18 protein-coding genes are annotated in these 19,918 nt (G+C 37.7%); 8 read left to right on the forward strand and 10 right to left on the reverse strand.

Annotated elements, in window-relative coordinates:
* Positions 1-26: 26 nt before the first annotated feature.
* Positions 27-1,934, reverse strand: coding sequence for an ABC-F family ATP-binding cassette domain-containing protein (locus tag RBH95_RS14105; RefSeq protein ID WP_307900210.1), 1,908 nt, complete (start codon positions 1,932-1,934; stop codon positions 27-29).
* An 83-nt stretch (positions 1,935-2,017) separates the two neighbouring features.
* Between RBH95_RS14105 and RBH95_RS14110 the strand changes: the two genes are divergently transcribed.
* The gene (locus tag RBH95_RS14110) at positions 2,018-2,410 is read left to right on the forward strand and encodes a DUF983 domain-containing protein (protein WP_307900211.1); all 393 of its coding nucleotides are present in this window, start codon (positions 2,018-2,020) and stop codon (positions 2,408-2,410) included.
* On the opposite strand, the gene RBH95_RS14115 is transcribed toward RBH95_RS14110, so the two are convergent.
* The 9 genes from RBH95_RS14115 to RBH95_RS14155 all read right to left on the reverse strand — a co-directional run bounded on the left by RBH95_RS14115 (position 2,391) and on the right by RBH95_RS14155 (position 12,952).
* Positions 2,391-3,512, reverse strand: coding sequence for an FAD-binding oxidoreductase (locus tag RBH95_RS14115; protein ID WP_307900212.1), 1,122 nt, complete (start codon positions 3,510-3,512; stop codon positions 2,391-2,393). The genes RBH95_RS14110 and RBH95_RS14115 overlap by 20 nt on opposite strands.
* Before the next feature lie 20 nt (positions 3,513-3,532).
* Positions 3,533-4,423, reverse strand: a complete 891-nt coding sequence (gene gldN / locus RBH95_RS14120) for a gliding motility protein GldN (RefSeq protein WP_307900213.1) — start codon at positions 4,421-4,423, stop codon at positions 3,533-3,535.
* Positions 4,424-4,492: 69 nt separating this feature from the next.
* Positions 4,493-6,043 (reverse strand): gliding motility protein GldM, encoded by a 1,551-nt coding sequence (gldM, locus tag RBH95_RS14125; protein WP_307900214.1) that lies wholly within the window; start codon positions 6,041-6,043, stop codon positions 4,493-4,495.
* A 55-nt stretch (positions 6,044-6,098) separates the two neighbouring features.
* The gene (gene gldL, locus RBH95_RS14130; RefSeq protein ID WP_307900215.1) at positions 6,099-6,746 is read right to left on the reverse strand and encodes a gliding motility protein GldL; all 648 of its coding nucleotides are present in this window, start codon (positions 6,744-6,746) and stop codon (positions 6,099-6,101) included.
* Positions 6,747-6,820: 74 nt separating this feature from the next.
* Positions 6,821-8,185, reverse strand: coding sequence for a gliding motility lipoprotein GldK (gene gldK, locus RBH95_RS14135; protein ID WP_307900216.1), 1,365 nt, complete (start codon positions 8,183-8,185; stop codon positions 6,821-6,823).
* Between the two features lie 195 nt (positions 8,186-8,380).
* Entirely contained in the window at positions 8,381-9,547 is a 1,167-nt protein-coding gene (locus tag RBH95_RS14140; protein WP_307900217.1) for a formimidoylglutamase, read from the reverse strand.
* A gap of 14 nt (positions 9,548-9,561) precedes the next feature.
* Positions 9,562-12,051, reverse strand: a complete 2,490-nt coding sequence (gene topA, locus RBH95_RS14145; RefSeq protein WP_307900218.1) for a type I DNA topoisomerase — start codon at positions 12,049-12,051, stop codon at positions 9,562-9,564.
* Between the two features lie 159 nt (positions 12,052-12,210).
* A complete protein-coding gene (locus tag RBH95_RS14150; protein WP_307900219.1) occupies positions 12,211-12,555 on the reverse strand; it encodes a hypothetical protein in 345 nt (114 codons plus the stop codon).
* 40 nt (positions 12,556-12,595) lie between these two features.
* The gene (locus RBH95_RS14155; RefSeq protein WP_307900220.1) at positions 12,596-12,952 is read right to left on the reverse strand and encodes a hypothetical protein; all 357 of its coding nucleotides are present in this window, start codon (positions 12,950-12,952) and stop codon (positions 12,596-12,598) included.
* A gap of 142 nt (positions 12,953-13,094) precedes the next feature.
* Here RBH95_RS14155 and miaB point away from each other — a divergent pair, with 142 nt between their 5' ends.
* The 7 genes from miaB (at position 13,095) to groL (ending at position 19,888) form a co-directional block, all read left to right on the forward strand.
* Complete coding sequence (miaB, locus tag RBH95_RS14160; RefSeq protein ID WP_307900221.1) at positions 13,095-14,540, forward strand: tRNA (N6-isopentenyl adenosine(37)-C2)-methylthiotransferase MiaB; 1,446 nt, start codon at positions 13,095-13,097, stop codon at positions 14,538-14,540.
* A gap of 69 nt (positions 14,541-14,609) precedes the next feature.
* On the forward strand, positions 14,610-15,878 hold the full coding sequence (locus RBH95_RS14165) for a sigma-54-dependent Fis family transcriptional regulator (RefSeq protein WP_307900222.1): 1,269 nt from the start codon (positions 14,610-14,612) through the stop codon (positions 15,876-15,878).
* On the forward strand, positions 15,878-16,387 hold the full coding sequence (locus tag RBH95_RS14170; RefSeq protein ID WP_307900223.1) for an LptE family protein: 510 nt from the start codon (positions 15,878-15,880) through the stop codon (positions 16,385-16,387). The genes RBH95_RS14165 and RBH95_RS14170 overlap by 1 nt, the downstream gene beginning before the upstream one ends.
* A 13-nt stretch (positions 16,388-16,400) precedes the next feature.
* Entirely contained in the window at positions 16,401-17,384 is a 984-nt protein-coding gene (locus tag RBH95_RS14175; protein WP_307900224.1) for a hypothetical protein, read from the forward strand.
* Positions 17,385-17,389: 5 nt separating this feature from the next.
* Positions 17,390-17,752 (forward strand): preprotein translocase subunit SecG, encoded by a 363-nt coding sequence (gene secG / locus RBH95_RS14180; RefSeq protein WP_307900225.1) that lies wholly within the window; start codon positions 17,390-17,392, stop codon positions 17,750-17,752.
* A gap of 145 nt (positions 17,753-17,897) precedes the next feature.
* Positions 17,898-18,173, forward strand: coding sequence for a co-chaperone GroES (gene groES, locus RBH95_RS14185; protein ID WP_053977040.1), 276 nt, complete (start codon positions 17,898-17,900; stop codon positions 18,171-18,173).
* An 83-nt stretch (positions 18,174-18,256) separates the two neighbouring features.
* Complete coding sequence (groL, locus tag RBH95_RS14190; protein WP_307900226.1) at positions 18,257-19,888, forward strand: chaperonin GroEL; 1,632 nt, start codon at positions 18,257-18,259, stop codon at positions 19,886-19,888.
* The last annotated feature ends 30 nt before the right edge of the window (positions 19,889-19,918 follow it).

The raw sequence follows: 19,918 nt of genomic DNA on the forward strand, positions 1-19,918 counted from the left end.
TGTATTATGTTTTAAGGAGCTAAGGCCTAATTAAAACTATCTAGCTCCTCCTGAATTGTTTCCCAATCCAACATTAGATTGTCCAATTCATCTTTTTTGGATTGGTATTTATCAAAGAAGCCTGGATCAGCTACCAATGCATCATAATTTATGGCAAGTTCGGCATCAATTGCCTTAATTTCCTTTTCCAATTGACTAATCTTAGCTTCAGTATTACTCAACTTATTAGCTAAGGATTTCATCTTCTTTTGATCTTGATAAGACTGTTTATTGGTTTCCTTGGGCTGATTTTTTATTACATCACGCTTTTCAACCTCCCGCAAATTCTCAACGTTACGCTGTTCCAAATAAAAATCAATATCACCAAGATATTCCTTAATCCGTTGATCTTTGAACTCGTAAACTTTGTTGGTAAGCCCTTGAAGAAAATCACGGTCGTGAGATACTAAAATCAACGTCCCTTGGAAGTTTTTCAATGCTTCTTTTAAAACGTTCTTGGACTTAATATCCAAGTGATTGGTAGGCTCATCCATCACCAACACATTTAATGGCTGCAGTAACAATTTTGCCAAGGCCAATCGGTTTCGTTCTCCTCCGGACAGTACCCTAACATATTTATCCACCTCTTCTCCACGAAACAAGAAAGATCCTAAAATATCCCTTACCTTACTTCTATTGGTTTCGTTGGCCGCATCAATCATGGTATCCAAAACGGTTTTATTTCCGTCCAAATATTCGGCCTGATTTTGCGCGAAATACCCAATTTGTACATTATGCCCCAACTTTAAGTGGCCTTGATGTTTAATTTCTCCAACGATAATTTTAGCCAAAGTAGATTTACCTTGACCATTCTGGCCAACAAAGGCAATTTTAGAGTCTCTTTCTACACTTAAATCTATGCCATTTAAAACCTGTAAGTCTCCATAATTCTTAGTAATATTTTCGGCTTCAACCACCACTTTACCGGGTGTAATCGACACTGGAAAATTTAGGGTCATAACACTGTTATCGTCTTCATCGACTTCTATCCTTTCTATCTTATCCAATTTCTTGATTAAAGACTGCGCCATAGAAGCTTTGGATGCCTTTGCCCTAAACTTTTCAATAAGCTTTTCTGTTTGTTGAATTTGCTTCTCCTGATTTTTTTGAGATGCCAGCTGCTGTTCCTTGATATCCTTTCTAAGCACTAAAAACTTTGAATAGGGTTTGTTGTAATCGTAAATTCGACCTAAGGAGATTTCAATTGTACGATTGGTTACATTATCCAAGAACATTTTGTCGTGGGACACTATCACCACGGCCCCTGAATACCCTTTCAAAAATCCTTCCAGCCAAATAATGGATTCAATATCCAAGTGGTTGGTAGGCTCATCCAGCAATAAAATATCATTATTTTGAAGTAGCAACTTGGCCAATTCAATACGCATACGCCATCCTCCGGAGAACGTATCGGTAAGTTTATTGAAGTCCTCTCTTTTAAACCCAAGCCCCTGTAGAATTTTTTCAGTCTCTCCTTGGTAGTTGTAACCTCCTAAGATTTCATATTGATGCTGAATTTCATTTAGGTCGACCATTAACTGATGGTAGCTTTCACTTTCATAATCGGTCCTTTCGGCCATTTCCAGGTTGATTTCCTCCAGCTTGCGCTCCAAAGCCTTAATCTCCTGAAAGGCTTCATAGGATTCTTCCAAAACGGTTCTTCCCTGAATGAAATCAATGTCCTGTCTTAAAAAACCAATACTCAAATTTTTATCGGAAGCTATTTGCCCCGAATCAGGTTCCATATCTCCGGACAAAATCTTGAGCATTGTGGATTTACCTGCACCATTTTTACCAATTAAACCAACCCTATCTCCGGGGTTTAATTTAAAAGTAATTTCTTCAAACAAATATTCGCCTTGGAATGAAATAGAAAGGTTATGGATATTGAGCATTTAGTGACTTTTGTTACAATTAATGTTTCTATAAAACGTAACTTTACAGTTCAATAGAAAACGCAAAAATACACTATAAATCCATGATAAAAAAAGGGACCAAATTGTATAGTATATTTACTGGTTCTTGTCCGAAGTGCCAAGAAGAATCTATGTACGTGAACAAAAATCCGTACATTATCACTGATACCTTAAAAATTAATGATCATTGCTCCCATTGTGGTACTAAATACCGCTTGGAACCATCATTTTTCTATGGATCCATGTATGTAAGTTATGCCGTTGGAATTGCTTTTGCTGTTGCAGCCTTTGTAATAAGTTATCTTATTTTAGGAAGCTCCTTAAAAACATCGTTTATCGCAATTGTAGGTACTATGATAGCTTTTTACCCGGTCATTATGCGTTTATCCAGAAACATTTGGATTAATATTTTTATGCATTACGATAAAGAGTGGGCTAAAAAGAAAACCGCTTAATATCAATCTCAGGATTTAATGGAGTAGTGTGCTCAATACATTCAAACAACTGTTCTGCAACATAAGGAGCTATCATCACACCTCTCGTCCCCAAACCATTTAATATATACATATTTGCGTGTTCAGGATGTGTTCCTACCAAGGGACGTCTATCCTTTACTGTTGGCCGTATGCCCGCTTCTTGACCTATTACCGTAAAATCACAGTTGATAAGTTCCTTTACTTTTCCTACCAACTCTTCACGGCCCTCTAGGCTAGGCTTATTGCTTTTATCCTTCCAATTATAGGTCGCTCCAACTATGTACACATCATCTCCCAGTGGTAAAATAAAGACCGCGCCCTTCAATATAGTCTTTAGATTTAGTTTTGGAGCTTTAATAGTAATGGTTTCACCTTTGGTTCCATTCAAAGGCAAATAGTTAAAATAAGGATTGGATTTCACGCCAAATCCTTCGCAGAACACAACCCTTTTGGCTGTATATTCTAGGTATTGAATAGAATTTGCCTCTATTCTAATTGCATCATGATTAAAAGCTTCGGAAACAAGACGACCTTCCTTCGCCAAATAGGACCTGTAACCATCTATAAGCACAGTAGTATCTACTCTACCAGTATGCAATACCTCTCCAAACCCGAAGGGCGCTTTAATTTCTTCATTAGAATTTTTAACCAAAGTAGTGGATAAAAAAGGTTCCAATGTAAGCTTATCTGAAGCAGAAAACCATAGATTTTGTTCTTCTACAGAAGTAAACCGCCTGTAAACAGGAATAGGAAAATCAACTTGCTCCTGTAACAGCTTCCCAATAACTTCGTATTTTGGAATAGCTAAATCCAGTTGTTCTTTGGCCATCCAAACCTCTGTAAAGCGCTTTAAAATAACGGGATTATAAACTCCTGCCGCAACTTTAGAAGACTGTTGAGACTCATTATCAAACACTACAAAGGTTTTATTGTGAGCACGTAATTGTTCGCAAAAAGCAATACCGGCCAAACCACAGCCTACTATTAAATAATCTACATTCATACCTACAAAATTAATAAGCTTAAAGTTATAATGGCCCATAAAAAAGAAAAAGCCCACTTTAAAAAGTGGGCTTTTCATTTATTGGATAGTGATTTACCTTAGTAAGACCACATATCTTGTTCGAAATTACGAATCTTTTCTTTGATTCGATCAGACTCTAAAAGTTGCATTAATGCGTTGTCCGCGATATACTCTTTCACTTCTCTGTCTCCATAAACGTTTTCTTCTTTGTACATAAAGCCATTAAAACGTCTTGAATTCAACAAGTGATCGAAAGAGATTGGCACAGCACTGTTTTTGTTGTTAAACGATTTTGCCTCATGCAAAACTGTTCTTGCTTCTGGGAAGAATACCCAGAACAATTCAACCAAATCAGGAACTTCTGCGTCAATAAAGTTAACATCTGGACACACCGGAGCGATACCTAAAAGTCTGTAACGCAATTCACCTTGTCTTTTGTCAAAATACCACAATCCTTTGATACGGTATTCCTTGATATCATAAGAAGAGATTTCTCTTTTTCTAATGTATTGAGGATCTACGATACCTTCAGCATTGTATTGCTCAAAACCAAGATCGGTAGTATCTACTAATTTCAAGGCGCCTTCCAAATCTTTTAAAGTACGCTTTTCCGTGAAATAAGAGTCAGCATAAACATTTTCAATATTACCATTTGCTACATTCTTCATGATTACATCAAACAAAGAACGTCTGTTACTACCAATGTTGTTAGTATCCACAGGGTAGTAAAGCGGGAAGTTGGCACGCTCATCTAAAACGATTCTTTCCCAGGTCATCTTTGAAAACAAAATATCTCTGTCATCTACATAACCATACTCTAAAGGACGGTCATGATCCAATGCCAATTGAGCTTCTGTTTTAACTCCTATTTGGTCTGGTGTTTTAGCGTTAAGGATATTTGCCTGAGCAAATGCCCCAGTTGTTGCAACAACTCCTAAAACGGTTAATAAAATATTCTTAATCTTCATCTTAAATCATTTAATGTTTGGGACTTTGAGTCTCTACGTTTAAAACGTTTGTTGTCTAACTAAATTATATTAGTTTGTTAATTCAATAATAACTGGAGATACCTTTTTCAACTTGTATGAAGAGTTGTTGGTAATCTTAGCGTTAATATCAAATATTTGAACCGCATCACCACGCTTCGCCTTACGCAACGCAGCTTTAGCTCTATCATTCAACTTATTACCACTAACAGTAATCGTTGGCTGCCCTGGCACTTTAAATTTGAATCCAGAAACACTTAAAGGTAAATCGAAATCGAAATCATCCAATTTAGCGCCAACAGAAGAGATTTCTAAACCGTTACGTTGCATTTGAACAGCTCCATCTTCTCCACGAATAGTTCCAGTAGGTGCAGGGATATCCTTGATACGAAACGTAGCTTTATCACTTACTTTAGTACCATCAGGTAAGGTACCTGATACATTAATAGTTACTTCTCTACCTGAACCTGGCTTCATGTTGTATTTACCAACACCTGATCCTTTACTTAAACCTGGAGCAGAAGCTGATACGTTATTATCAGAAACTCCAGCAAAAGAAATTGTCATTGGGTTTACAACACCACGATATACCACGTTCATTTTATCAGCAGAAATAGTAGCTGAATTTGGTTTAGGTACAACCGCATAAGTACTCTTTACAGGAATTGAGATAATAGAATCTCCTTCTTTAAACTGGAACTCACCTTCGATAGTTTGCTCACCCACATTACCTGCAGGGAACTTCAACATTGTTTGACCAGCTTGCATTGACTCCTCAGATAACTCCTTACCATTAATTACTACTTTATCAGCTCTTAATGTTTTGTCATTTTTACCTAAGATGATTCTACCAGTAAACTCTTCTCCTGAAAAGAATGCAGTTTTGTCTGGTACAACGATAGCATCGAAGTTAGTTAAAGAAGCCTCAACTTTAAGTTGCTCACCTAACATAGACTGTAGTACTTCTGTTTCAGTAGTTTTTACGTCTGCTTGTAACTGAGTCATTTTAGTTAAAGACGCAACCAATGGGAACCCTTTATAATGGTAATCCAACCACTCGATAGATTTTCCATCTCTGTTCTTAACTGGTTCGGTAGCAAATTTCTCCTTAACATCTTCTGCCATAGCAGCAGTTGAAGGATTGCTTTCCAAAATTGCAGCTACACCATCTCTAAATTTAGCAACCTCAGCCAAAAATTCTTCTCCTTCTGGCTTCAATTTATCTCCTTTAAACCATAAGTTGTCTAAGAAGTCTCCCTTATCCATTACTTCGTAATCCGTAGGATCTTCCAACTTAGCAGTCATTTGAGTTTTAAGGTTTGCGATGTAAGAATCAAAACCTGTTGCTAATTGATCAATTTGATCAGCGGCATTTTTCAATGGCTTGTACTTAGCTGGTTGCTCATCAACCTTAGCTGCCAAACCATTCATGAACTGCTCGTTTCTTTCTGTAGAAGCCTCGTTGGAATCGGTCAATTTTTCATTCATCAAACCGAAAGCCGAAAGTACTTCTTTTGACATATTCAATGCTAACATCGCAATGAAGATCAAATACATCAAGTTAATCATTTTCTGCCTTGCAGATAATTTTCCTCCTGCCATTTCTAATTAGTTTTTTTTGTTGTTAATTGTTTAAAATTCAGACTAAAAAACCTAATTAGTTTTTGTTCATAGCAGATAGCATACCACCGTAAACACCGTTAAGTGTAGACAAGTTAGATGCCAAAGATTGCATTTGTTCTTTAAGTTTAGCTGCGTTTTCTGCTGCTTCTTCGTTAATTGAAGCCTGGCGTGTTGCACTTTCCAACTGTACTTTATAAAGACTGTTTAAAGACTCCATTTGAGCAGCTGCTTGAGACAATTCTTCACCATACTTTTTAGTTGCAGCGATAGAATCTACTGTTGGGCTGATTCCTTTAGCAGCTCCTTCGAAGTTTTTAATGCTGTTTCCTAAACTAGCCATCAATTCTCCATCAATTTTAGCTTCTTTCAATAAGTTGTCTAATTTTTTAGATAAAAGACCTTCAGCATCTTTAGGTTCTTCTTTCTTAGCTTTTGGAGCAGACTTACCACCAGCTAATTCTGGGTAAACCAAAGACCAATCTAAATCGTCGTCTACTGGTTCGAAAGCTGAAATTGCGAAAATAATTGCTTCAGATACAAGACCAATAGTTAACATCACGTTACCTGTAAGTGGTCCTAATTCGAAGTGAGTAATTTTAAATAGTGCTCCAATGATTACGATTGATGCTCCTAATCCGTAAGCCATGTTCATAAAACGCTTACCTGCTTTTGACTGTGCCATAATTTTTGTTTTTAGTTTAAGTTAATATGTATTATTACTTAAGTAGGTTAATAATAGATTTTATGTTTAATATTTTAATTTGAATTATTGGTTACTTCTGTCCCCATGTAATCCTGAACTGTTCTAAATCCGATGTAACTTCTAGCGGAATCAGCGTACTCATAATCTCTTGAGCTCACTTGTAAGAAGTAGGCAACATCTTTCCAAGACCCTCCACGCACTACTTTACGCTCGTTAGCTGCATCGTTCACATTAGGATTAATGGTTGAGAAATACTCGTATGACGCCGGATCGTATGATCCTTGTACCCATTCAGATACGTTACCTGCCATGTTGTATAGGTTATAATCGTTAGGCTCGTAAGCATCAGCTTCTACTGTGTACAAGGCCTGGTCTGCAGCATAATCCCCACGTAATGGTTTAAAGTTAGCCATAAAGCATCCTCTATCATTTTTAGTGTAAGGTCCTCCCCATGGGAAAGTTGCTCCTTGCAAACCACCTCTAGCAGCATACTCCCACTCTGCCTCAGATGGTAATCTGAAAGAGTTTACATGAGCTCTACCTCTAGATTTTTGGTAACCATTTTTATAAATAGTACGCCATTGACAGAATGCATTAGCTTGTTTCCAAGACACTCCTACTACAGGATATGCTCCATAGGCATCGTGCCAAAAATAATCGTTATGCATTGGTTCGTTGTAAGAGTAAGCAAAATCACGGATCCATGCGGTAGTATCTGGATATACGCCTACTTCTTCAGTAATCAACACATCACTTCTTCTAAGGTTTCTGTTTTTTGCAGCCTTTTGAATGTCCATATAAGTATATTGGAACTTGAACTTGGTAACATCCCAAGTACGTTGCCCATTATAGGACTCCTCAATAGGAAGATACATAGTATCCATTACCTCAGCGTAGTACTCATCAGGATAATCGTTGGTATCAAAAATAAGGTCTACATCCTTATTAAGCTTTCTACCTTCATATCCTGTAGGACCTAAACCACTATAGTTGTCCAACATGTACTTTTCGTACACACTCATATTAGCGGTATCTGCATCTTTAAATGCAAACTCACCAATACCACCGTCATCTGGTGTTTTTCCAATCTCATCGGCCAAAATAGCCAATTTAGTTCTTACGATTGAGTCACGTACCCAATTCACAAATTGACGATACTCACTATTAGTGATTTCAGTTTCGTCCATATAAAAGGCCCTTACGGTCACCGTTTTGGTTGGTGCATCTTGTACACCCGCCAGATCATCATCCGATTTACCCATGATAAATGCTCCACCTGGAACAAGGGTCATACCATAAGGTTTTTCAGGATGCCATTTCTTTCCTTTAACTCCTACCAGTTCTCCTCTGTCACCAGAGCTACAACTGTGTAAAAGAGCTAATACAGCGGTTAATAAAGCAAACTTCTTCATATTCATAGAAACTCGAGGTTAAATTATTTAGTTGTAATTATCTTTTTTTTAAAAAAACACTTAGGGTATTTTTTTAAAGGCTGTAAACATATCTATATATTTTTAAAAAACCAACTTTTTTTTGATTTTTTTTGCATTTCATCCTATAAAGTTTGCATTTCATCGATGATAAAGTGTTAAAAAAACCAAAAAGTAAATATACTAAAAACTATTCTTTTTATAAGCCTTATACCACCTTTCCGGTATTTTGCCTTGAGTAGCTTCAATATAATCTTCGTACATGCATGGTAATAACGTATGCTTTTTCAATTTATTATTAACATTTGGTAAAAAAGGGATTTCTATCCACCATCTACCCGTTTTGATGCTTTTATAAAAAATAAGCTCATCATCTTCAATTAACACATTGAATTTTTGATAATTAGCATCGCTCTTAAAATCATCATCCTTAATCCTACAGTTTACACCTTCGACGAAATACCATATCATTTGCGCCACCAGCATAGCGGTAACCCCATCTTCACTGGAAGGTTTGTATTCATAAATCCCAAAGGACGACACCTTATTACTTATACCTGCATACCTAGACACAGCACAAATCTCTTTACCATCCAAACCATTGGGAGAATACTTTTGATTTGAACTAAGTTCTGAGGCTTTCACCGATTTTAAATCGATACTCACAATATGAGCATCCCTCATTACTGGCTCCACTAAAGTTATACTATTGCATACCTCCCCTAATCGATAAGCTTCAAAATAAAGCTTCTCCATAAGGTCAATTTCTTCTTGAGAATTAAAATAGGTTTGGTAGCCTACCGCGGAATAGTTAAATAGATTAAAAGGCTCTTCCAATATAATCTTCCCTAAAAAACTATTGTTCTTAATAGGAAGGGAGGCATCACCCAAATCAAAGTTGCTATCAACATTAACAATATTGATCATTGGCGCAACATTATCATAGGCTCTATAATTGGCATAAGTCAAATCTTGACTTCCTCCCAAAACAATAGGAATGATTTGCTTTTCCAACAGCATCCCTATAGTAGTACGCAATGCAAAATAAGTATCTTCAACTGTTTCCCCTGGTAAAATATCCCCAAGGTCGGCAATTGTTGTATACCAATTACCCGGGAACAAACTATAAAGAGATGTTCTAACAGCATCAAAAGAAACAATCTCTCCCATATAATTGACATCATTTCTATTTTCCAAAACACCTATGATGGCCATGTTAACACCCTCCAAATCTGGAAATCCATGTTGTCTAGAGTGAACCCTTAATTTTCTTCCAAGTGCTTGTTGCGATAATAATTCGCCATGGGCTAGCACAGCATCGGATATAGGGGTTAGAAAATTAAAGTTCATTTACGGTACTACTATTACTTCTTTTTGGTTGCTGTTTTTTTCCTAGTTGTCTTTTTCTTAGGTGCATTTTTATCAATAATGTCCTTCGCCTCTTCCAAGGTCATTTCAGAAACATCTACTGTTTTGGGTAGTTCCACCTTTACTTTACCCTTTATTACATTATGCCTACCCCATCTAGCCTTCTCGACTCTAATGCCTTCTTCCTTCCAATCGTGGATAAGCTTATCTTTTTCCTTTTGGATTTTATCTTCAATAAGTTCAACAATGTCAGCATCGGAAAGATGATCCCAATCGTACTTTTTATTCACATTGATGAACATATTGTTCCATTTAATATATGGCCCAAATCTACCTTTTCCTTTTTGAACTGGTAAATCCTGATACATATATATAGGCGCATCCGCTTTTTGTTTTTCCTTAATTAATACAACCGCATCATCAAATTCAACACTTAGTGGATCCATTCCTTTCGGCAAGGATACGAAAGAATTTCCAAATTTCACATAGGGACCGAAACGTCCGTTGTTAACTTCTATCGTTTCACCCTCATATTCCCCCAAAGTTTTTGGCAATTGAAACAAATCCATAGCCTCTTCAAACGTAATGGAACTTAACTGCTGATCTGGCGCCAAACTAGCAAATTGTGGTTTCTCTTCATCGTCAACCGTCCCAATTTGCACCATAGGCCCAAATTTACCCAAGCGCACACTTACTTGCTTTCCTGTATTAGGGTCTACCCCCAAAATGCGTTCCCCAGATTCTCTTTCGGCGTTCTCCTCAACATCTTTTACCTGTGGATGAAAATCTTTATAGAAATCCTTCATCATTTTGGCCCAATCAACCTTACCCTCGGCAATTTCATCAAAATCTTCTTCGACTTTTGCCGTAAAGTTGTAATCCAAAATCGTCTCAAAATGATTCACTAAGAAATCCGTTACAATCATTCCGATATCTGTAGGAACTAATTTCCCCTTATCAGAACCTACTTTTTCAGTAAGCTCTTTTTCTTTTACCGAACCATTTTGAAGTTTCAATTGACTATAAGCTCGCTCTGCGCCATCAACATTCCCCTTTTCAACATAATTTCTATTTTGAATCGTAGAAATTGTTGGCGCATAGGTAGACGGTCTACCAATGCCCAATTCCTCCAATTGCTTTACCAAAGAAGCTTCGGTATAACGGGCAGGCGGTCTAGTATACCGTTCGGTTGCGGTGATATAATTATTAAGGAGTATTTCGTTAACCTTAAGCGCAGGCAACATTCCTTCTTGCTCTACATCTTCATCATCGGTTCCTTCCAAATATACTTTAAGGAAACCATCAAAAGTAATCACCTCTCCATTAGCCGTAAACACATGACTATCGGTCGATGAACTAATCTTTACATTAGTACGCTCCAACTTGGCTTCACTCATTTGCGAAGCAATGGCTCGTTTCCAAATTAAATCATATAAACGATCTTGATCTCTGTCAACATTTATGGAATGACGAGAAAAATCGGTAGGACGAATAGCCTCGTGAGCCTCTTGCGCCCCCTTAGCTTTTCCTTTATAATTTCGTGGCTGACTATAGTCTGATCCGTAAGCTGAATTAATTTCTGCTTGCGCACCAGCTCTTGCCTCATCAGATAAGTTAACACTATCCGTTCTCATATAAGTAATCAATCCCGACTCATACAAACGTTGCGCCAAGGTCATGGTTTTACTTACCGAAAAATACAATTTACGAGCAGCTTCCTGTTGTAAAGTAGACGTGGTAAACGGTGCCGCCGGAGATTTTTTGGCCGGCTTTTTCTCTAGATCGGCTACTTTAAACTCTGCTTTGGCATTGGCTTCCAAAAAGGCATAGGCCTCTTCTTTTGTGCTAAAGTTCTTTGGAAGTTTCGCCTTGAACACTTGCCCGTCTTCATTTGAAAACTCGGCATCAATTCTAAAAGAGGCTTCCGCTGTAAAGTTTTGGATGTCGCGTTCGCGCTCCACAATCAATCTAACAGACACCGATTGCACTCTTCCTGCCGAAAGACCTCCCTTCACCTTTCGCCATAATACTGGAGACAACTCATAGCCAACAATCCTATCCAAAACACGACGTGCTTGTTGCGCATCTACCAAATCGTAATCTATACCTCTAGGATTTTCAATTGCCTTTTGAATAGCCGTCTTGGTAATCTCATGAAATACGATACGTTTGGTCTTGGCTTTATCCAATTTTAAAGTCTCAGCTAAGTGCCATGCAATGGCCTCCCCCTCACGATCCTCATCACTCGCCAACCAGATAGTTTCTGCTTTTCCAGCTAAGGTCTTCAGTTTTTTAACAACATCTCTCTTGTCCTTGGACACTAGATATTTTGGCTTAAAATCGCCATCAACATCTACCCCCAATTCTTTTGAAGGCAAATCTGCAATATGTCCAAAACTAGACTCCACCTTAAAATCCTTTCCAAGGAATTTCTCGATGGTTTTTGCCTTCGCCGGGGACTCAACTATTACTAAATTCTTTGCCATTTTTCTTATTTTAAGGCTACAAATGTATACCAAAAAAAATATATCCTCCTAATTTAATATTTTTTAACCCCCAGATATTGTGCAATTTTTATCGATTAATAAAAAAAGCCTGAAAAAATTCAGACTTTTACAACTCTATTTAAAACGAATGAAAAAGAGCTATTTCAAAGGTAATTCGTGAGGTTCAAAACCAACACTGTCCTTATATATATAGTAAGCGGGCAAGTACGAAAATGAAGCGGTTATAAAAAGTCCAACCCCACAAAGTATCAACCCTATAACTTCGGCAAACAACCCAGATATAATAATCAAGCCAAAGGTGATAAGCCACTTTTTATTTCCCAAGTTAAAACTAGACTTCACGATATCTCCAACAGCCATCTCTGGATTAAACGCAAAAACAACATTCATTAAAGCTATTGGTACAATGACATAAAATATAGGTAATACGCATAGCATGGCAGCCAACAGGGAAATCCCATAACTAATTAGTGCTAGCTTCACTACTTTTACCAAATGTGGTTTTTTTAAATAATAGAAGTAATCATCCCTCAACTAGGTCAAGATCTTTCGCTTTACAAATACGGTAAAAGGACGCCTTAAGCCCAAAAGCAATGACCATGGCAAAAAAAGCAAACAGCAACATAAACACAACAAAAGGAATCATCAAAATTGGGTTTACATGATCATTTTGTAATGCTTCCGGATTCCATATACCCATAGCCACCATTGGCAAATACATTATAATGTAGAAGGGCGCCAACATGGCAATGGTTATCAAAATCATGATAAGACCTTGTACCCAAACTTTTTTAAAAAGTTCGATACAATTACTAAAGATAGTGCCAAAATCCAAAGGTTCGGCAGCATTAATTCTAGATTGAAGTTCTGAAAAAGTCATATTTAATTAATTGGTTACCTGTTAAAAGTAAGCCATATTATTAACATATTAAAATCAACAATAATACTGTCAACTTGTCATAGATCACAAATAAATCGTATCTTTGCACACTTATTGAACACGGAACGCTTCAGTATTATATATGGAAAAGATTATAGAAGAGAACAAGCAGGGCCAAAGCCTTGTTTTAGAACAAAAGGAAGGTAACCAACGAAAACTTTTCATTGAAAGTTATGGCTGCCAAATGAATTTTAGCGACAGTGAGATTGTAGCCTCGATTCTTTCTGAAAACGGATTTAACACTACCCAAAACCTTGAAGATGCCGATTTGGTTTTGGTGAATACCTGCTCCATTAGAGACAAAGCAGAACAAACGGTACGTAAACGTTTGGAAAAATATAATGCCGTAAAAAAAATCAACCCCAACATGAAAGTTGGTGTGTTGGGCTGCATGGCAGAACGCTTGAAAAGTAAATTCCTAGAGGAAGAAAAAATTGTAGACCTTGTTGTAGGTCCAGATGCCTACAAAGACCTGCCTAACCTTGTTGCCGAAGTGGACGAAGGAAGAAACGCCGTAAACGTGATTCTTTCCAAAGAAGAAACCTATGGCGATATTTCTCCTGTGCGTTTAAACTCCAACGGTGTTACTGCTTTTGTATCCATTACAAGAGGTTGCGACAATATGTGTACCTTCTGTGTCGTTCCTTTTACACGTGGTCGTGAACGTAGTCGTGACCCACAGAGTATTATGGAAGAAATCAATGATCTTTGGAGTAAAGGCTATAAAGAAGTGACCCTTTTGGGACAAAATGTAGACAGTTACCTTTGGTATGGAGGTGGACTTAAAAAAGATTTCGAAAAGGCTTCAGACATACAAAAAGCTACGGCAGTTAACTTTGCAAACCTTTTGGAAATGTGCGCCACGGCACAACCAAAAATGCGTTTCCGTTTTTCAACATCCAACCCTCAAGACATGACTTTGGATGTGATTGAAGCCATGGCCAAACACAATAACATCTGTAATTACATCCATTTACCGATACAGAGTGGAAGTAACCGTATATTGAAGGAAATGAACCGTCAGCATACGCGTGAAGAATATTTTGAATTGATTGACAACATCAAAAGACTCATTCCAGACTGTGCCATTTCTCAAGACATGATTTCTGGTTTCCCAACCGAAACTGAAGAAGATCACCAAGACACCTTGAGTTTGATGGAATATGTAAAATACGACTTCGGATTTATGTTTGCATATTCTGAAAGACCAGGAACTTTGGCAGAACGCAAAATGGAAGATGACGTTCCTGCCGAAACTAAAAAACGCCGTTTGGAAGAAATCATAGTACTTCAACAAAAACATGCCTTGTACCGCACCGAGCAACATCTTGGTAAAGTTGAGGAAGTGTTGATTGAGAAAGAATCCAAAAGATCCGACGCGCATTGGTCCGGAAGAAATAGTCAAAACACGGTGGTGGTTTTCCCTAAGGAAAACTACAAAGTGGGAGATTTTGTTAATGTAAAGATTACTGAATGTACTTCGGCTACTTTAATTGGTGAAGCTGTGGGCTATTCAGAAAATAATTAAAGACAATATAAAAAGGAAACTGCCAAATTTTAACCGGGGTTTCCCTTCTCTATAATAGTTAAGAATACTATGGAATCAGTACAAGCCATTAAACAACGATTCGGAATCATTGGTAACGACCCCAAACTTAATCGTGCCATTGAAAAAGCCATACAGGTTGCCCCTACGGACATTTCGGTATTGGTTACGGGGGAGAGTGGTGTTGGAAAAGAGAGTATTCCGAAAATCATCCATCAGCTTTCACACAGAAAGCATGGAAAGTACATAGCTGTTAACTGTGGTGCCATTCCAGAAGGGACTATTGACAGTGAATTATTTGGGCACGAAAAGGGTGCCTTCACCGGAGCCACCCAAACCCGTAGCGGCTATTTTGAAGTAGCCGATGGCGGAACCATATTTCTTGATGAAGTTGGAGAACTGCCTTTGACCACTCAAGTGCGTTTATTACGTGTTTTGGAAAATGGTGAGTTTATTAAGGTAGGATCCAGTAAGGTCCAAAAAACCAACGTACGCATTGTAGCCGCTACCAACGTAAATATGTTTGAGGCCATCAAAAAGGAAAAATTCCGTGAGGATCTTTACTACCGTTTAAGCACCATTGAAATTAATATTCCGCCACTTCGCGAACGCAAGGATGACATTCATTTGTTATTCAGAAAATTTGCCAGTGATTTTGCACTTAAATACAAAATGCCTACCGTAAAGCTTACGGATGATGCCGTTAATTTATTATTAAAATACAGGTGGAATGGCAATATTCGCCAATTACGCAACGTTGCAGAACAAGCTTCTGTGTTGGAACATAATAGAACCTTAAATGCCGAAGCCTTGCAACATTATTTACCCAGTGGTGGTAGCAATCTTCCTGCGGTAATCAATACAACAAAATCAGAGAGCGATTTTAGCAGTGAACGCGAAATCTTGTACAAAGTCCTGTTTGACATGAAAAGCGACTTGAACGATTTGAAAAAATTGACCATGGAGCTTATGAAAAATGGCAATGTCAAGGACATTCAAAAGGATCATGAAGGTTTGATTTCCAAAATTTATGGGAATGCTGAAACAGATGAAAATGATATTAGTGACATAGAAGATTTGGAAGTATTGTCTATTCCGGAGAAAACCCACGAACCTATTGATGTTCCTGAAACTCCAATGGACAAATACCATTTTGCGGAAGAAATTGATGAAGAAGAAACCTTATCATTACAGGACAAGGAATTGGAATTGATAAAAAAATCCCTTGAACGTCATCAAGGAAAACGTAAATTGGCCGCCGCGGAATTGGGTATTAGCGAACGCACCTTGTACCGCAAAATAAAACAATACGATCTATAATGAGATTTTTGACCTACTTTCTTTTATGTGCCCTTTCATTAGTAATGGTTTCTTGTAAAGTTAATTATAGCTTTACAGGTGTTCAAACTCTTGCCGGAATAGAAACTTTTCAAGTAAATTATTTCCAAAATAATGCCGCTTTGGTAGAACCAGGCTTAGATAGAGACTTTACCCTTGCCCTGCAGGACTTAATAATAAATCAGACTAGTTTGAACTTGGTCAACTCTGGTGGCGATTTGGTGTACGAGGGTGAAATAACCGAATATCGTATTTCTCCAACAACAGCCACATCAGATAACAGAGCTGCACAAAACAGATTAACCATAAGTGTTAATGTTCGTTTTTATGATAGAATTCACCCAGAAGAAGACCTTGAACAACGCTTTTCGTTTTTCTATGATTACCCTGCAGCAGCCCAATTGATCGGAAGTCAAAAAGACACAGCATTTGCAGAAATTTTTGAAAGGTTGACACAAGACATTTTTAATGCTACATTAGCAAAATGGTAATTTAAATCGGCCCATGCAACTGCAGGACATTACATATCTACTTCAACACCCTCAGGAATTCACTCCAGAACAACTGAATGACATCACTGCTGTAATTAAAGAATATCCTTATTTTCAAGCAGCCCGGGCATTGCATTTAAAAGGGCTTAAACACACGGAAAGCTTTAGATACAACCAAGAGCTAAAAACCACAGCGGCCTATACCACAGACCGCAGTATTCTTTTTGATTACATAACATCTGAAGCTTTTAATCAAAATGAGATTTCACTTCAAATCAAACATAATTCAGAGCACATCAAGCAATTGGATGTCCATGAAGAAAGTGATATTTCAATAAATAAAAGTGTACTAATTGACGATGCTCTTAAGCAGCACATCAAAGACACAGAGGGCGTACTTGACCCTTTCCTATTCGAAGAAAAAAGAAATGGAAAGGACTTTGAAGATAACCATAGTAATACTTCAGAAGAAAAAGGGTTACCAATTATAGCTATTGACACAGAGAATATTGAGCAAACTCCAGAAGAACAGCTACAAATTGGCAAACCTTTAGATTTCGAAAAAAATGAAACCCACTCCTTTTCGGAATGGCTTAAAATAACCAGCTTTAAGCCTATAGAAAGAAACGATTTCGAAGAAGAAAAAGAAACAACTCCTGAACTCCAAAGCACTCAAGAAGATCCAGAGCCAAAACCCAAATCAAGGCCTATGGATAGCAAATTGGATCTTATTGATAAATTTTTGAGCAGTAACCCTAAAATTGTCCCTTCAAAAGAGGCTCCCCCTAGTCCTAAGCTTAATACCAGTAAGGATGACAACCAAAATGATGGTTTAATGACCGAAACTTTGGCCCGAATTTATTTGGAACAAAAAAATTATGACAAGGCAATTCAATCTTATAAAATTTTAAGTTTGAAATATCCAGAAAAAAGTGGTTTCTTTGCAGACCAAATTAAAGCAGTTAAAAAATTACAAGAAAATAATACTAAAGAATAAGAAGCATGTTTACAATATTTTTAGTCCTTATAGTGCTTATCGCATTTTTGTTGGTAGTAGTGATTATGGTTCAAAATCCTAAAGGAGGCGGATTATCTTCTTCTTTTGGAGGTGGGGGTACCCAACAATTGGGAGGTGTTAAAAAAACTACCGACTTTTTAGACAAAAGTACTTGGGGCCTAGCAACCGTGCTATTGGCACTTATATTATTATCAAATATAGCCATTGGTGGTGGCAATGGAGTTACAGAATCCAAAGCTCTTGACAGTGACGCTTCTGTTGAGCAACCAGTTCAAAACACTCCAGCTACTACAACACCAGCAGACACTCAAGAAACTAATGCTGTAAGCAACGATTCAACAAACTAATTGAATCTATAAATTCATAAAAAAATGCCAACCGCTTCGGTTGGCATTTTTTGTTACTGAAAGTTTGTCAGTCACTTTCAATTGGCACATTTTTGGCTTCTTCCAATTCAAAACAAGTTTAATTAATCATAAAAATATATTACCAATGGGATTAAACATTAAACCATTAGCAGACAGAGTTCTTATTGAGCCTGTAGAAGCAGAAACTAAAACAGCTTCAGGAATCATTATCCCTGACACTGCCAAGGAAAAACCTCAAAAAGGAAAAGTTATTGCTGTAGGTAACGGAACCAAAGACGAACCTATGACTGTACAAGTTGGTGAGATGGTACTTTACGGAAAATACGCCGGTACTGAGCTAAAATTGGAAGGTAAAGATTATTTGATTATGAGAGAAAGTGACATTCTTGCAATTGTCTAACTCCCATACAAACCCTACCAATAAAGCTCTCAATGAGTTTAACGTTTAAAAATATTTCAATTTAAATTTTAAAAGAATTTATTATGGCAAAAGATATAAAATTCGATATAGAAGCACGTGACGGTTTAAAACGCGGTGTAGATGCATTGGCCAATGCAGTTAAAGTAACTTTAGGACCAAAAGGTCGTAATGTCATCATTAGTCGCTCTTTTGGAGCGCCTCAAGTAACTAAAGATGGAGTTAGTGTAGCTAAAGAAGTAGAGCTTGAAGACGAGCTTGAAAACATGGGGGCACAAATGGTAAAAGAGGTTGCGTCCAAAACTAATGATCTGGCAGGTGATGGTACGACTACTGCTACTGTGTTAGCACAAGCAATTGTTAAAGAAGGTTTGAAAAACGTTGCTGCCGGTGCCAACCCAATGGATTTAAAGCGCGGTATCGATAAAGCTGTTGAAGCCATCACTGCTGACTTAACTAAACAATCGCAAGAAGTAGGAAACTCTTCTGAAAAAATCAAGCAAGTTGCTGCCATTTCAGCAAACAACGATGACACCATTGGTGATTTAATTGCCCAAGCCTTTTCTAAAGTAGGAAAAGAAGGTGTTATTACTGTTGAAGAAGCTAAAGGAACCGATACTTATGTAGACGTTGTTGAAGGAATGCAATTTGACAGAGGTTACTTATCTCCTTACTTTGTAACCGATGCCGACAAAATGATTGCCGATTTAGAAAATCCATACATTTTATTATTCGACAAAAAGATTTCTAACTTACAGGAAATCCTTCCAATATTAGAGCCTGTAGCACAATCTGGACGCCCATTGTTAATCATTGCTGAAGATGTTGAAGGTCAAGCCTTGGCTACTTTGGTAGTAAACAAACTTCGTGGCGGTTTAAAGATTGCTGCTGTTAAAGCGCCTGGATTTGGTGACCGTCGTAAAGCAATGTTGGAAGACATCGCAATCCTTACTGGTGGTGTCGTAATTTCAGAAGAAAGAGGATTCTCTCTTGAAAATGCCGACCTAAGCATGTTAGGAACTGCTGAAACTGTAACTATCGACAAGGACAATACAACAATTGTAAACGGTTCTGGAAGTGCTGATGACATCAAAGCTAGAGTAAACCAAATTAAGGCTCAAATTGAAACAACAACTTCAGACTACGATAAAGAAAAACTACAAGAGCGCTTGGCTAAATTAGCTGGTGGTGTAGCTGTACTTTACGTTGGTGCTGCAAGTGAGGTTGAAATGAAAGAGAAAAAAGATAGAGTTGATGATGCATTGCACGCTACAAGAGCAGCTGTTGAAGAAGGTATCGTAGCTGGTGGTGGTGTAGCCTTGGTAAGAGCCAAAGCTGTACTTGAGAGCATTACTACTGAAAATTTAGATGAAGTTACCGGAATTCAAATTGTAGCACGCGCTATCGAAGCTCCTTTACGTACTATCGTTGAAAATGCAGGAGGAGAAGGAAGCGTTGTTGTTGCCAAAGTAAAAGAAGGCGAAAAAGACTTTGGTTACGACGCTAAATCTGAGACCTATGTAGACATGCTAAAGGCAGGTATTATCGATCCTAAGAAAGTAACCCGTATTGCTCTTGAAAATGCGGCTTCTGTATCTGGAATGATCTTGACTACCGAATGTGCGTTAATCGACATTAAAGAAGATGCTCCTGCAATGCCTCCAATGGGAGGTGGCGGAATGCCAGGCATGATGTAATATACACATCAAATAAAACAAAAAAGCCGA

The sequence above is a fragment of the Mangrovimonas sp. YM274 genome, from assembly GCF_030908385.1.
In the GTDB taxonomy this organism is placed as follows: Bacteria; Bacteroidota; Bacteroidia; order Flavobacteriales; family Flavobacteriaceae; genus Mangrovimonas_A.

Coding starts and splice junctions, on each gene's coding strand:
- topA (WP_307900218.1), bottom strand. CDS start 12,051: ATGGCAAAGAATTTAGTAATAGTTGAGTCCCCGGCGAAGGCAAAAACC.
- gldK (WP_307900216.1), bottom strand. CDS start 8,185: ATGAATATGAAGAAGTTTGCTTTATTAACCGCTGTATTAGCTCTTTTA.
- RBH95_RS14115 (WP_307900212.1), bottom strand. CDS start 3,512: ATGAAAAGCCCACTTTTTAAAGTGGGCTTTTTCTTTTTTATGGGCCAT.
- groES (WP_053977040.1), top strand. CDS start 17,898: ATGGGATTAAACATTAAACCATTAGCAGACAGAGTTCTTATTGAGCCT.
- RBH95_RS14165 (WP_307900222.1), top strand. CDS start 14,610: ATGGAATCAGTACAAGCCATTAAACAACGATTCGGAATCATTGGTAAC.
- RBH95_RS14105 (WP_307900210.1), bottom strand. CDS start 1,934: ATGCTCAATATCCATAACCTTTCTATTTCATTCCAAGGCGAATATTTG.
- miaB (WP_307900221.1), top strand. CDS start 13,095: ATGGAAAAGATTATAGAAGAGAACAAGCAGGGCCAAAGCCTTGTTTTA.
- RBH95_RS14155 (WP_307900220.1), bottom strand. CDS start 12,952: ATGACTTTTTCAGAACTTCAATCTAGAATTAATGCTGCCGAACCTTTG.
- RBH95_RS14175 (WP_307900224.1), top strand. CDS start 16,401: ATGCAACTGCAGGACATTACATATCTACTTCAACACCCTCAGGAATTC.
- groL (WP_307900226.1), top strand. CDS start 18,257: ATGGCAAAAGATATAAAATTCGATATAGAAGCACGTGACGGTTTAAAA.
- gldM (WP_307900214.1), bottom strand. CDS start 6,043: ATGGCAGGAGGAAAATTATCTGCAAGGCAGAAAATGATTAACTTGATG.
- secG (WP_307900225.1), top strand. CDS start 17,390: ATGTTTACAATATTTTTAGTCCTTATAGTGCTTATCGCATTTTTGTTG.
- gldN (WP_307900213.1), bottom strand. CDS start 4,423: ATGAAGATTAAGAATATTTTATTAACCGTTTTAGGAGTTGTTGCAACA.
- RBH95_RS14110 (WP_307900211.1), top strand. CDS start 2,018: ATGATAAAAAAAGGGACCAAATTGTATAGTATATTTACTGGTTCTTGT.
- RBH95_RS14140 (WP_307900217.1), bottom strand. CDS start 9,547: ATGAACTTTAATTTTCTAACCCCTATATCCGATGCTGTGCTAGCCCAT.
- RBH95_RS14170 (WP_307900223.1), top strand. CDS start 15,878: ATGAGATTTTTGACCTACTTTCTTTTATGTGCCCTTTCATTAGTAATG.
- gldL (WP_307900215.1), bottom strand. CDS start 6,746: ATGGCACAGTCAAAAGCAGGTAAGCGTTTTATGAACATGGCTTACGGA.